A 12,260-nucleotide genomic window follows, 5' to 3' on the forward strand; every position below is an offset into this window, starting at 1 on the left:
AGATCGCGGCATCATCCCGAGGAGTAGCCGCCTCCATATTGCGCGTTGTGGTTGTGTACCTCCCGTCGTCGTCGGGCTTCTGCCGTCCACGGTGCGGGATAGCGAACTCTGACAGGGTTGTCTCTGAGCGCCTCGTTGATTTCCATCAACACTGTCCAATGGTCTTCCGCTACGACGACCATGAGTTCGCGGCACAGTTGGACCGCGACTATGCCGACTCCGGCTTCGAGATCGCGCTCCGTGTCGGTCGCGATCCAGCGAAGCTCCGCGAGTACCGCCCGCAACTTCTTGGCCCAGTGTCGAACTTCCTCGCTGCTTGCTGCGACGTAGCAGCTGGACCGCGGGTTAGCACTCTGTCCTGGCTGCAACCCGCTGTAGCGTTCCAAGAGCTGATGATCCGCGTCCGGATCATCGAAAAGCCAGAGATCGAAGTACGGGTTAGGCGTACTCCGTGGCAGGTTCGCTCGACGTCGGAAAGGTTTCAGATCGATCTCGAAGCGGTACGGCCAGATGCTTTCGTCGTGTGACAATCCATAGGCGCCCATAGCCCTCCTCCCCATGAAGTAGGCCGGTATTTTCGCTAACGACTCCGGTCCGGGACGAACTCAGATCCTTCGCGACCAACGACGATCTCTCTGGAGCGTCGAAACTTCTTCAGGACCATCCGAACATGCTTACCTAAGCCGGCCGGGACCGGTCCCGGGATGAACATCGAACCCCAGGGGGAGGACCCCGAGGGGCCTGGAGCGCGACGGGTAGGTGCTGCGGTCCGCCCCGCGTACGAGTCTGGGCGTTCGCTCACCAACAACTACTGTCCGATCAGTCGCTTACCAGGGTGACAAGGAGCCGATCGATGAAGACCAGGCGGTGCTTTGCGCCGGCGCCGGTCGCTCTGCTCCGTGGCCGGGAGACCAGGCGGTCGATGCGCTGCTGCTCCCACATCGGTCCGATCTCGGTTGCGGTCGCGGCGATCACTCCGGGCGTGGGTCGCCAACGATCGCCTCACGCACACCGGTCCCCACCATGAACCCATGATCCGCGCCGAGGTCCTTGCGCGCCAACCACAACCACGTACGAGGTCGTTAGGGGGTGTTTGAGAATTTGGAGGAAGTCTCTTGTTGAATCTGTTGTGCTGCAACAAGGTTCGAATATCAGGAGGCTTCTGTGGCAAGTGAAGCCGGGCGCGGGGATTTGACCGACGATCAGTGGGCTCGGTTGGGCCAGTGGGTCCCCGAACCATCGGTGAAAGGGCGACCGGTCACCAGGTCGCGGCGGGCGTTGTTCAACGGTGTGGCCTGGCGAGTGCGGGTCGGCTCGCCCTGGCAGGACGTGCCCGAACACTTCGGTCCCTGGCCCACGGTCTACTGGCTGTTCCGCAGATCAGCGTGCCCCTACTGGGGATCGGACGAGGGAGTCGCGGGCCGCCTCTCTGGGAAGGCTTGGTGGAGTACGTCGGCGTTTCCTTGAAGCTCTCCCGATGCGAGCGCCTGATCCACGCTGAGCGCACCGGCCACGAGTCCGACGACGGTCTCCGGGTCGGCCGTCAAGACGGTCGCTGGTCGCTGGTCGGTACCGATGCCCGCGCTCGGGCCGCCGCCGTCGATGCGAAGCACGATGAGGATGCCTTCCACTTCGAAGCCGATCTCCACCGGCGGCGCTGCGGTCCTGCCCTGGAGCATGGCGGGTAGGGCGAGGGCCAGCCATCGCGGTCGGAACGAGTCGTCGCCCCGGCCTGTCGCCAGCAGCGGCGCGCCCCACCTGCCCAGAGCCTCCATTGGCTCTCGGAGTTCGGTGCCCCACGCCGTCAACGCGTAGCGGACGCCTGCGCCCCCCAGCCGCCGTTCCACGATCCCGTTCTCCTCCAGCGTCCGCAGCCGCTCGGCCAGGAGGTTGGTCGCGATGCCTGCGAGGGAGCCCTTCAGCTCGCTGTACCGCAGCGGCCCGGGCAGCAGCTCGCGCACGATCAGGAGGTTCCAGCGGTCGCCGACCACGTCCAATGCCCGGGCCAGCCCGCAGTACTGGCCGTAGGAGCGGCCACCTGACTGCTTTACGATTTCCATCATGGTTGATAATATCAACCTGTTGTTCCGGATGTCGCGTCTGGACTCGGTCAACGTCGCGTTCGGAGACCTCAGAGGAGCTGTGCAATGGAAATCAACTGGCTCGGAGCCGCGCTCGCGTTCGTAGCGGGCATGGTCGTGGCGTTCATCTGGTACCAGAAGGGCTTCATCGCGGACGCTTGGGAGAAGCTGACGGGCGTCACGCCGGAGCGCTCCAGGCCCGCCCGGGCGAGGAACATGACCCAGCTCCTCGTCGCGAACGCCGTGACCGCCATCGGCCTCGCCGCGGGGATCGCGATCACGTCCGAGGCGACCGGGGACGACTCGGTGGGGCTGGCGCTGCTGGTCGGGTTCGCGACATGGCTGGCCTTCTCGGCCACCACGCTCCTGCAGCACAACGCCTTCGAGCTGAAGCCCGCGAAGCTGACGTTCATCAACACCGGTTACCAGCTTGCACTGCTCCTGGCGATGTCGCTCGCGATCGGGCTGCTGTAGCGCCAAGACCTCAGGCGTGCGTCGTGTTGATCGCCTTGACCGGTACCTCGGATCTGGCGGCTCGGTATGGCAGAGCTCAAGAGGGGCGACAGCGTCGATGGCAAATGGCGGCAGCAGTTCGTCGAGCATCGTCTGGAGGGCCGGGCCGGCCGCCCTCGGCGACGATCGACCAGGTCGAGCGGGTCGTAGTCGATACCCTGGAGACGCCACCGGACAACGCTACGCACTGGTCGACCAGGGACATGGCCGCCAGGCAGGGCCGCCGACCTTAGGGGGACGACCAATCAGGACATTGGGCTCGGCTTCGATTCATGAAGTCCTCTCGACCCCTCGGCTCCCTATCCCCTTATCATCGATATCGCCTCGCGCTGCTGGTCGCGATCGGCCTGTACGCGATCCTCGCGATCTGCGCCGCCTCCGTCCTGCCCTAGGCGCAGCTCGCGCTCGTGAACTACGGGCGGTTGGGTGCGGTAGCGTACTGGTTCGTTCTGCCCGCACTGCTCGCCGTTGCGCTCGGTGCGGTCGGCATCGGCGTGCTTGTCTGGGTCCACCGTGACGAGGTGGAGCGGCTCCGGTGGCCGCTGCTCGGCCTCGCGCTCCTCGCCTGGGCTGCGCTCATCATCTGTTACGGGTTCGCGTTCCCCACCGACGACGGGTACCCGAGCGCGCGGATCCTCCGTGTCGGCGGCGTCGGCATCGCCGGGCTCATCACGCTGGTTCTTGTGCTCAGCAGGAGCCCGGTGCGCCTCATCGAGAAAGCCGAATCCCAAGGCAGTGCGTACGAGCTCGAGCCACTGCGACCCTCGACGGTAGGCACCGCCGCGGTGCAACTGGGGATTCTCGTCTGGGGCGTCGGCGGCCCCGGCCCGGCAGCCGGTCGCTTTGACACTGACTACCTCGCATTCGATGGCACCTACGAGCCGATCCTCAACCCCTGCCTGCTCGCCGACCTGACTCCGGTACTCGACCGGCTCGCCCTCGAACCGGTTGTCGCATTCCGACGGCTGCGAGACCGCGGCCTTGAGCGACGGCACCGAATACCAGACCTGCACCGAACCGGCCATTGCCCTCGACGGGTCCGATCCGACCACCTTCGCGACCGGCAGCGCCGTCAACATCGCCCACGTCGTCTGCCGGTTCGCCCAGTTCGGGGTCCCCGACCGTGAAGCACTCACCGCCGCCACCGGGGAGATCTGCGCCGACATCCTCGAACGCCTCCACGACAGCCACCGCCGCTGAGCAGTCCCGGCATTGATGACCCGATTCGGAACCGGTGAGTGTCGGCCGGGCGCGGCGAGGCTCTAGACGCCATCAGCAATGCCAGCTCGGCGCCGAGTCCACCGGTACCCGCTCGTCGACGTCCTCCGCGAAACCCCTTCCACACACGACCGCCGTGATCGCGGTCGACAGTCCCCGCCTCGGTGGCGGGTTTCTTGCCAGAGGCGGAGAACCCCAGTCCAGGGCCGATCATCAGCTCGGCACTTGTTCTGGTCACCCTGCGCACTGACGCTCTGGGGTAGGGTGGCTACTGGTGTGCCGGGAAGTCTGGTCGGCGGTGAAGGTGTTGCCCGCCGAACGGAGCCATGTTGCGCAGCCTGTACAAGTCCCACGCCGACCGCGAGGTCATCGCCCGCTGGTGCCGTACCCGCCTCGACGCCTGGGACGTTCCCCACCGCCGCGAGACCGTCGCCCTCGACGACGCAATCGTGCACCTGACCTACGCCGGCACCGGATCGACGCGCGTGGTGTTCGTGCCGGGCACGAACTTCAACGCCGCCGCCGGCCTCACCCTCGCCCGAGCCCTCGCGCGCCGCTGGGGCGTCGTACTGGTCGACCTCCCCGGGCAGCCGGGTCTCAGCAGCGGCGAACGTCCCCACGCCGCCCACCGCGGCTGGTACGGGAGCAAGCTCGCCGAAGTGCTCGAAGTGACCGGTGCCGAGCAGGTGGTCGCCCTCGGCCATTCGCTCGGCGGATCGGTGGTGCTCTCGTGCGATTCGGATCGGATCGCCGGACGCGTGCTCCTGGCACCGGCCGGAATCATCCCCTTGCACGTGGACATGCGCATGATGGTCCCCTCACTCCACTGGCTCCTCGCCCCCAGCGAGGAGCGGACCGCCTCGATGCTCGAGGATTTCACCGCACCCGCCACACCCGTCCCCGACTCGATCGTCGAGTGGCTCCACCTGGTCGCCGTTCACTGCCGGTCCACCCTCGCACCCCCGCCCCTGCCCGAAGCGATCCTGCACCGCCGCCTGGGATCGCCTTTGATCATCGCGACCGGCGCCCACGACTGCTTCCTGCCTCCCGAACGCCTCGCCCCCGCGACCCGGGCCAAGCTCGGCACCGAGCTCCACACGATCAACGGCGCCGGGCACCTCGCCGCCGACGAACGCCCCGGAGCCGTCACCGCCCTGGTCGACCTCATGGTCGCCGAACTCGACGCCCGCTGACCCCTCCGAACGGACAGGCTCACCCGTGCCCGCACGCCCGACCCCGCCGAATCCACCCCGTCGCCGCCCCGGAACTCCCATGCCACAGATATCCCGGCACCGTGTCGGCCGGGCCGTCAAGAAGGTGCCCGCCGAGGCAATCCGCTTCCTGCGCATCGAGACCACCGGCGGGATCCTGCTCCTCATCGCCGCAGCCCTGGCCCTCATCGTCGCGAACTCACCACTGGCGGGGTTCTACGACGACGTGCGCCACACCGACATCGGCATCGACGGCGTCTTCACGCTCAACCTCCAGCACTGGGCCGCCGACTTCCTCCTGGCGTTCTTCTTCCTCGTCGTCGGCCTCGAACTCAAACGCGAACTCGTCGTCGGCGAGCTCCGCGATCTCAAACAAGCGATGCTGCCGGTCATCGCCGCGGCCGGTGGCATCATCGTCCCCGCGCTCATTGCCCTCGCGGTGGCCTGGGGCGAAGCGGGGGCGACCGCGGTATGGCCGGTGCCGGTCGCCACCGACATCGCCTTCGCCCTCGCGGTCCTCGCGATCTGCGCCCGGGGCCTGCCCTCGAGCCTGCGGATCTTCCTGCTTACCCTGGCCATCGCCGATGACCTCGGTGCCATCGCGATGATCGCCGCCCTGTACTCCCGGCCCGAGCCGTTGCCGCTGACCGCCTTCGTGCTCATCATCGCCGCATGGGTCCTGTTGCAGGCCAAGCGGGTCCGCGGCCTGTGGATCTACATTCCCCTCGGTTTGGCGGCATGGGCGGCCTTGTACGAGGCCGGTGTGCACGCCACCCTCGCCGGTGTCGCCATCGGCCTGGCGACCCGCGTCAAGCCCGACCCGGGCGAGCATGAGTCCCCGGCGACCCGGGCCGAACACGCCCTCCAACCCTTCAGCGCCGGCGTCGCGGTCCCGGTGTTCGCGTTCTTCTCCGCCGGGGTCGTTCTCAACGGTGCGGCATTGAGCGCCTTCGCCTCCGATCGCGTCGCGCTCGCCGTCGTCGCCGGGCTCTTCCTAGGCAAGGCGATCGGTGTGAGCGTCGGCGCGATCGCCGCCCACCGCCTCGGCTGGGGGCGCCTCGCCCCAGGCCTGCGCTGGGGCGACATCGCGGGAGTGGCGGTGCTGTGCGGATGCGGCTTCACCGTCAGCCTGCTCATCACCGAGCTCGCTTTCACCGACCCGGTCCAGCAGGGACTGGTCAAAACCGGCGTCCTCGCCGGGTCCGCGCTCTCGGCGATCGTCGGCGGCACCATCCTGGCCCGCCGTCGACCCCGTCCAGTGGAGGAGCCAGCTGCATGACCGCAGATCCGTTCGAGCACACCGCCTTGCACTACTCCGGGCACCGGGAGTACCTGGAGGGCACGGTCCCGTTCATCGAGGAGGCGCTGGCCCTCGACGAGCCGGTGGCCGTCGCCGTACCGGGGCCGAAACTCGAACTGCTGCAAGGTTCTCTGGGGGCGGCGACCGCACGCGTCCACACGCTCGACATGAGCGCGATCGGCGCCAACCCTGCCGGCATCATCCCCAACGTGCTGCGCGCGTTCGCCGACTGTCGCCCTGGGCAGCGCATGCGCATCGTCGGGGAACCGATCTGGCCCTCGCGCACCGCCGCCGAGTATCCCGCATGCGCGCAGCATGAGGCCTTGGTCAATCGTGCCTTCGCCGGCCGCGACATCGCCGCCCTGTGTCCGTATGACATCGACGGGCTCGACGAGCGGGTCATCGCCGACTCACTGCTGACGCATCCACTCTTGAAGAGCCGCGATGGGCGCCGCGCCAGCGACGCCTACGACCCCGACCACATCGTCACCGTCTACAATCAGCCGCTCCAGGACCGGCCGTGGACCGCGATCGAGCGGGCCGTCGACCGCGACACGATCGACAACGCCCGCTGGTTCACCACTGCCTACGGACGCAATGCGGGACTCACGGCGACCCGGCTCATCGACCTGGAGATCGCCGTCACCGAGCTGATCACCAACAGCGTCGCCCATGGCGGTGGCACCGGTCTGCTGCGGATCTGGACCGAGGAGGACCAGCTTGTCTGCGAAGTCAGCGACACCGGGCACCTCACCGACCCGCTCGCCGGACGCCTCCCGGTCGACCCGGACCGTGCCCACGGCCGCGGCCTGGTACTGGTCAATCAGGTCGTCGACCTCCTGCGCACGTACACCAGCGCCCGCGGAACCACCATGCGCATCTACCTGCGACTGAACTGATCCAGTGCGCACGGTGACGTACCCGCCCGCCTGACCGGCACAAGCCTGCGAAGAGTTCCCGCCGAACCGCGGACGGCCCCTCACGTGCTACCTCAGGCCAGAACCTGCCCGCCAGCACGATATTTATTGCACAGCAACGGAACTCAAACAAGTTGAACCTGGTGTTATTGATGCATGCCCGGAGCGCTCGCTGAAGCTCATTCCGGGCGTCCTTGGGATCCTGACCGGAACCGACACGCTCAGCTCCGTAGGCGCTGGAGTACGCTGCCGCATGTTATTGGGGCACATGCGATCATGCCCGAATGGCGGGAGTGATCAGCGTGGCGGACGAGACGATGATCGAGCTGTTCAGCGGCTTGTCGGCGAGACGGTTCGCGAACCTGGTGCGACAGTTGCGAGTCGAGGGCGCCGAACCGCCACTGAAGGGCCGGCCGTGGAAGGTCGCCTTCGAAAATGGGGTGCTGCTGGTCGCCGCCTACTGGCACACCAACCTCACTGTTCGCCAGATCGCGGCCCTGTTCGGACTTCGAAATCCGCCGCGAACCGCATTGTCGACGACCTTGCCCCAAGGTTCGCGCTTCGGCCCCGGCAGCGCTTTGCGCCCGGGACTGTCCTTATCGTCGATGACACCCTCGTCCCGACCCGGGATCGATCGGTGGCCGCGAAGTCGAAGAACTACCGCTACTCGAAGACGATGCAGAAGGTCGCCGAGCTGCTGCGCAAGATCAAGGTCTTCCAGAGCGCGTTCGGCAAGCTCGCGAACTCCCTCGACGAGATGGCCCAGGGCATGATGAAGAGCATGGCCAAGACCGACGCCAAGGCGATGGTCAAGAACATCGACAATGTGCTGGCCTTCTCGAACAAACCCCGCTTCGGCAACGACCACGGCATCAACACCACCTACGACGCCGCCAGGACGTGTACGCCAACCGCGCGAACTGAGGTCGGGACGCCCTCGGCAACACCAAGGGCCTGCGCGACCTCGCCGACACCGCCGGGGGACTGCCCGCGACGGGCTGGCGCGGCGCCGCGGGCGGCGTCAAGGCCTACGAGAACGACACCGAGGCCGAACCGGCCGAAGAGCGCCACGACGATGAATGAGCCGCGGTGAACCCGGAGGCGATGTGGACGATGCCCGGATGGGGCCTCGCGTTCGCCATGTGGGCGCTGGCGGCCCTGGCCGGGGCCGTGATCGTGCTCGCCGCCGGGCTCATCGCCTGGCGTGGGCGGTGCAAACGGAAGCGGGTGCAGACGGGTTGGGGGAGGTGTGGATGGCGCTGGCCGTCGGCGTGGCCGGTCCGCTCGGGGCGGTGCTCATCCTCGCCGCCGAGGCCCTCGCAGCGGCTGGACTGGCCGAACGGATCAACCCGACCCCGCAGGCCCCCGGTCGAGGAGCAGGTCCGGGAGGCGACCGAACGCCATGAACTGCAAGCGCGGGTCGACGCGCAGGTCCGCGAGGCTGAGCAGGCGCGCGGGAGGACCCCGGTCCGAGGGTCACGGCGGCCCCGGCAACACTGATCGCCTTATTGCCCGGGTCAGCGGTCGAGTTGGAGCCGCCGCCACGCGCTGACGGTCACGGCGGTGAACGCGAGCGCGAAGACCGGTGCCAGCAGCAGTTGCACCCCGGTGACGGCGGTGGGCTGCATGGCCCACAGGGCGGGTGCGGCGATCGGGAGCCAGGCGCCTTGGGCGGGGAAGGCGACGACCGCGATCTGTGCGGTGACGATGAGGGCGACGGCCGCGGTGACGCCCGGCAGGGGCCCGCGGCCGAGGGTGGCGGCCCAGGCTGCGGGTGTCGCGATCAGGCCGGTCAGGAGGGTGAGGGCGAACAATCGCGCCAGCGACGCCGCGGCCGGCGCGTCGAGGGCGCCGAGTCCGGTGGCGAGCCCGGCCGCTATCAGCAGGCAGACCAGTGACACCGCGACGATGACCGTCCACATCAGATGGACGAGCAGTTTGGCGGCCACCGTTGCCGCACGGGAGACCGGGATCGCGGGCAGTCCGTTGATCGTGCCGTCGGTGAATTCGCGGCCGAAGCTCCACCCGAGGGTGGTACCGAAGGCGAGGAGGGCGCCCGCGGCGACGACTTGGGTGGCGATGGCGATGAGCAGGTCCCAGCCTGCGGCTTCGGCGAAGGTGCCGAGTTTGGCGGCGATCTGCTCGTTCCCGGTCTCGACGGCCGCGACCAGGGCCGCGGCGAGGACGGCCGTGCCCAGTGCGAGGCTCGCGCCGCCGACGCGAAGGACCAGCGCGGCCGCGGCCTTTCGCGTCTCGACCCGCAGGGCTGCAAGGAGGCCGGTCATGCCTGCGCCTCCAGGTCGCGTTGCGCGTCGTCGTCGAGGAGGAGCGCGAAGAATTCCCGTTCGAGGTCGGTGCCGGCGGGGTCGAGCGCGGCGATGATGCGGCCGTGGTTCATCACCGAGATCCGGTCGGCGAAGCGTGCGACCTCGTCGAGGTGGTGGCTGGAGACGAGCACGCCGGCGCCACGGTCGGCGTGGTCGCGCAGGGCCTCGCGCAGGGCGATCACCCCGGCGGGGTCGAGTCCGTCGGTGGGCTCGTCGAGCACCGCCAGGTCGGGACCGGCGACGAACGCGGCGGCCAGGCCGAGCCGCTGCCGGTTGCCCTTGGAAAGTGTCGCGGCCCTGACGGCGGTGTAGGGGGCCAGTCCCCAGTACTCGAGCGCGGCCTCGACGGTCGCGGCGACCTCTCCGTGCGGGACGGTACGGAGGCGGGCGGCGATGGCCAAGTTGCTGCGCGTATCGATGTCGGGGTAGGCGAAAGGGTGGTCGATGAGGTGTCCGACGCGGGACCAGGCCGCGGTCGGCACTCGGTCGAGCGGGACGCCGCCGATGCGGACGGTGCCGGAGTCGAGTCGGACCATGCCCAGGACGGCGCGCATGAGCGTGGTCTTCCCCGCGCCGTTGAGCCCGATCAGCGCGTGCACTTCGCCGGCGGCGACGTGGAGGGACGCGCCGAGCACGCCGGCGTCGGCGCTGTATTCGCGCACGGCGTCGGTGATGGCGAGGCGCTCAGCCATGTCCGCTCTCCAAGGTGTCGAGGGCGGTGTCAAATAGGTCGGGCAGGTTCGCGTCTTGGTCGGCGGCCCAGGCGTAGAGGGCGGTCGTCACCGCCGCGAGGACCGCCGCGGCGGCGACCCGGGCGGCGAGCGGGTCGGTCCCGTCGGCGGCCAGGGCGTCGCTGATGGCGAGGGCGGTGGTCTCGTTCTGCACCGCGGCCGCGCCGCGGAGTGCCGGCGTCGAGGCCACGATGCGTATACGCCTGCGGGCCGTCTCAAGGTCCGCCGCGGACAGCGCCGCGAACGCTGACCGCAGGCCCCGGACGGCCCGGTCGAGCGGTGCTTCGCCGGCGGGCCTGGCCCCGACGGCTTCGGCGATGACCGGGTCGAACGGGTCGGTCAGGACCGCCTGTTCTTTGCTGCCGAAGTGGCGGAAGAAGGTCATCTCGGTGACACCGGCGGCGTTCGCGATCTGGGCGACGCTCGTGGCTTCGAATCCTTGCGCCTCGAAGAGGTCGAGCGCGCACTCTCCCAGGTGTTGGCGGGTTCGCTCGCGTTTCGCACTCACCCCTAAATGTTAGCATCTAACATTCTGGTGATTCGCCACCGTTGGTCAGCTGACGAGGGGGCGTTCCTCGGGATGGGTGTACAGGCGGCGGCGGGTCCTGAGGGCGAGCGCGGCGGCGACCGCGACGGTGCCGACGCGGCCGATGAACATCAGGACGATCACGGCGACCTGGCTGGCCGGGGGCAGATCGGGGGTGATGCCGGTGGACAGGCCCACGGTCGCGAAGGCCGAGACGGCCTCGAACAGGACCTGGTCGAGACCGAATCCGGTGTCGAGCATGATGACCGCGGTCCCGATCGCGACGGCGGCGACGCCCAGGAGCGCGACGGTGAGCGCCTGCCGCTGGGTCTCGGCGGGCAGGGCGCGACCGAAGACGGCGACGTCGGGTTCGCCGCGGATCTCCGACCAGATCACCACGGCCAGGATCGCGAACGTGGTGACCTTGATACCGCCCGCGGTCCCGGCGGGTCCGCCGCCGATGAACATGAGCGCGTCGGTCGCCAGCAGCGTCTCGGGGCGGAACGCGCTCACGTCGAGGTTGTTGAACCCGGCGGTGCGCGTCTGCGCGCCGGCGGTGAAGGCGGCCAGGAGCTTGTCGCCGGCGCCGAGCGGACCGAGGGTGGCGGGGTTGCGCCACTCCAAGGCCGCGTAGGCGGCGAACCCGACCGCGAGGAGGACGCCGGTCATGAGGACGGTGATGCGAGTGTGCAGCGACCAGGAGATCCGGGCGCCTCTGCGGCCGGCGGTCCGCGGTCGCATCGCGCGGCGGGTGTTGCGGAGCACTTCGACCATGACCGGGAAGCCGATGCCGCCGATGATCACGGCGGCGCTGATCGTCAGGGTGATCACCGGGTCGGCGACGAACCCCATGAGGCTGTCGGCTTCGAGGCCGAACCCGGCGTTGTTGAACGCCGCGACCGAGTGGAAGACGCCGTGCCAGGCCGCTTCCCCGACGCCGTACTCGTAATGGAAGCGGAAGCGCGCGGCGAGGGCGATCGCGACGACGACCTCGACGGTGGCTGTCATGAGCGCGATCTGCCCGACCAGACTGCGGACGTCGCCCAGCCGCACGGAGCTGTTCTCGGTCTGCGCCAGAAGCCTGCCGCGCAGGCGCAGGCGGCCGATGACCAGCACTCCCAGGAGCGTTCCGGCCATGATGATGCCGAATCCGCCGACCTGGATGAGGGCGGTGATGACCACTTCGCCGAAACCCGACCAGTAGGTGGCGGTGTCGACCACGACCAGTCCGGTCACGCATACCGCGGATACGGCGGTGAACAGCGCCGTCAACGGCGGCGCGGCCCGGCCGCTCTCGGTGGCGATCGGCAGCATGAGCAGGACGGTGCCGACCAGGATGAACGCCAAGAACGCCGACGGCACCAGTCGGGCCGGATGTCGCAGCGCTCGGATCACCCCTGGACCATAACCGCGCCCGCCCCGATGCCACCGCTCCT

General features: G+C 68.8%; 13 protein-coding genes and 1 pseudogene. 7 read left to right on the forward strand and 7 right to left on the reverse strand.

Annotated elements, in window-relative coordinates; genetic code table 11:
• Positions 1-11 precede the first annotated feature (11 nt).
• On the reverse strand, positions 12-545 hold the full coding sequence (locus tag BLQ63_RS27845; protein ID WP_143014894.1) for a hypothetical protein: 534 nt from the start codon (positions 543-545) through the stop codon (positions 12-14).
• 619 nt (positions 546-1,164) lie between these two features.
• Here BLQ63_RS27845 and BLQ63_RS29965 point away from each other — a divergent pair.
• Positions 1,165-1,467 carry a transposase gene (locus tag BLQ63_RS29965; protein ID WP_177154940.1) on the forward strand — a complete coding sequence of 101 codons (303 nt, stop codon included), beginning with the start codon at positions 1,165-1,167 and terminating at the stop codon, positions 1,465-1,467.
• Here BLQ63_RS29965 and BLQ63_RS14165 read toward each other — a convergent pair.
• Positions 1,392-2,060 carry a winged helix-turn-helix transcriptional regulator gene (locus tag BLQ63_RS14165; protein WP_218125263.1) on the reverse strand — a complete coding sequence of 223 codons (669 nt, stop codon included), beginning with the start codon at positions 2,058-2,060 and terminating at the stop codon, positions 1,392-1,394. The two genes, BLQ63_RS29965 and BLQ63_RS14165, sit on opposite strands and share 76 nt — an antisense overlap.
• 87 nt (positions 2,061-2,147) lie before the next feature.
• Here BLQ63_RS14165 and BLQ63_RS14170 point away from each other — a divergent pair, with 87 nt between their 5' ends.
• The gene (locus BLQ63_RS14170; protein ID WP_091035817.1) at positions 2,148-2,555 is read left to right on the forward strand and encodes a DUF1761 domain-containing protein; all 408 of its coding nucleotides are present in this window, start codon (positions 2,148-2,150) and stop codon (positions 2,553-2,555) included.
• A gap of 338 nt (positions 2,556-2,893) precedes the next feature.
• Here the strand turns inward: BLQ63_RS14170 and BLQ63_RS14175 are convergent, their stop codons facing one another.
• Positions 2,894-3,589, reverse strand: a complete 696-nt coding sequence (locus BLQ63_RS14175; protein ID WP_143014895.1) for a hypothetical protein — start codon at positions 3,587-3,589, stop codon at positions 2,894-2,896.
• On the opposite strand from BLQ63_RS14175, the gene BLQ63_RS14180 reads away from it, so the two are divergent.
• The 5 genes and pseudogenes from BLQ63_RS14180 to BLQ63_RS29275 all read left to right on the forward strand — a co-directional run.
• Complete coding sequence (locus BLQ63_RS14180; protein WP_143014896.1) at positions 3,576-3,794, forward strand: hypothetical protein; 219 nt, start codon at positions 3,576-3,578, stop codon at positions 3,792-3,794. The two genes, BLQ63_RS14175 and BLQ63_RS14180, sit on opposite strands and share 14 nt — an antisense overlap.
• A gap of 344 nt (positions 3,795-4,138) precedes the next feature.
• Positions 4,139-5,005, forward strand: coding sequence for an alpha/beta fold hydrolase (locus BLQ63_RS14185; RefSeq protein WP_091035827.1), 867 nt, complete (start codon positions 4,139-4,141; stop codon positions 5,003-5,005).
• A 79-nt stretch (positions 5,006-5,084) separates the two neighbouring features.
• Complete coding sequence (gene nhaA / locus BLQ63_RS14190) at positions 5,085-6,302, forward strand: Na+/H+ antiporter NhaA (RefSeq protein WP_091035830.1); 1,218 nt, start codon at positions 5,085-5,087, stop codon at positions 6,300-6,302.
• The gene (locus BLQ63_RS14195) at positions 6,299-7,222 is read left to right on the forward strand and encodes a sensor histidine kinase (protein WP_091035833.1); all 924 of its coding nucleotides are present in this window, start codon (positions 6,299-6,301) and stop codon (positions 7,220-7,222) included. The genes nhaA and BLQ63_RS14195 overlap by 4 nt, the downstream gene beginning before the upstream one ends.
• 302 nt (positions 7,223-7,524) lie before the next feature.
• Positions 7,525-7,934, forward strand: a pseudogene (locus tag BLQ63_RS29275) (helix-turn-helix domain-containing protein); the annotation flags it as partial.
• 823 nt (positions 7,935-8,757) lie between these two features.
• On the opposite strand, the gene BLQ63_RS14205 reads toward BLQ63_RS29275, so the two are convergent.
• From BLQ63_RS14205 to BLQ63_RS14220, 4 genes are read right to left on the reverse strand one after another with little or no spacing between them, the layout of a single operon-like run.
• On the reverse strand, positions 8,758-9,525 hold the full coding sequence (locus tag BLQ63_RS14205; RefSeq protein ID WP_091035839.1) for an ABC transporter permease: 768 nt from the start codon (positions 9,523-9,525) through the stop codon (positions 8,758-8,760).
• Entirely contained in the window at positions 9,522-10,259 is a 738-nt protein-coding gene (locus BLQ63_RS14210; RefSeq protein ID WP_091035843.1) for an ABC transporter ATP-binding protein, read from the reverse strand. Before BLQ63_RS14210 ends, BLQ63_RS14205 begins: the two co-directional genes overlap by 4 nt.
• On the reverse strand, positions 10,252-10,806 hold the full coding sequence (locus tag BLQ63_RS14215) for a TetR/AcrR family transcriptional regulator (RefSeq protein WP_091035846.1): 555 nt from the start codon (positions 10,804-10,806) through the stop codon (positions 10,252-10,254). The genes BLQ63_RS14210 and BLQ63_RS14215 overlap by 8 nt, the downstream gene beginning before the upstream one ends.
• A 45-nt stretch (positions 10,807-10,851) precedes the next feature.
• Positions 10,852-12,219, reverse strand: a complete 1,368-nt coding sequence (locus BLQ63_RS14220) for a TrkH family potassium uptake protein (RefSeq protein ID WP_091035851.1) — start codon at positions 12,217-12,219, stop codon at positions 10,852-10,854.
• Positions 12,220-12,260: the final 41 nt, after the last annotated feature.

This window comes from Glycomyces harbinensis (assembly GCF_900101745.1).
Classification (GTDB): domain Bacteria; phylum Actinomycetota; class Actinomycetes; order Mycobacteriales; family Micromonosporaceae; genus Glycomyces; species Glycomyces harbinensis.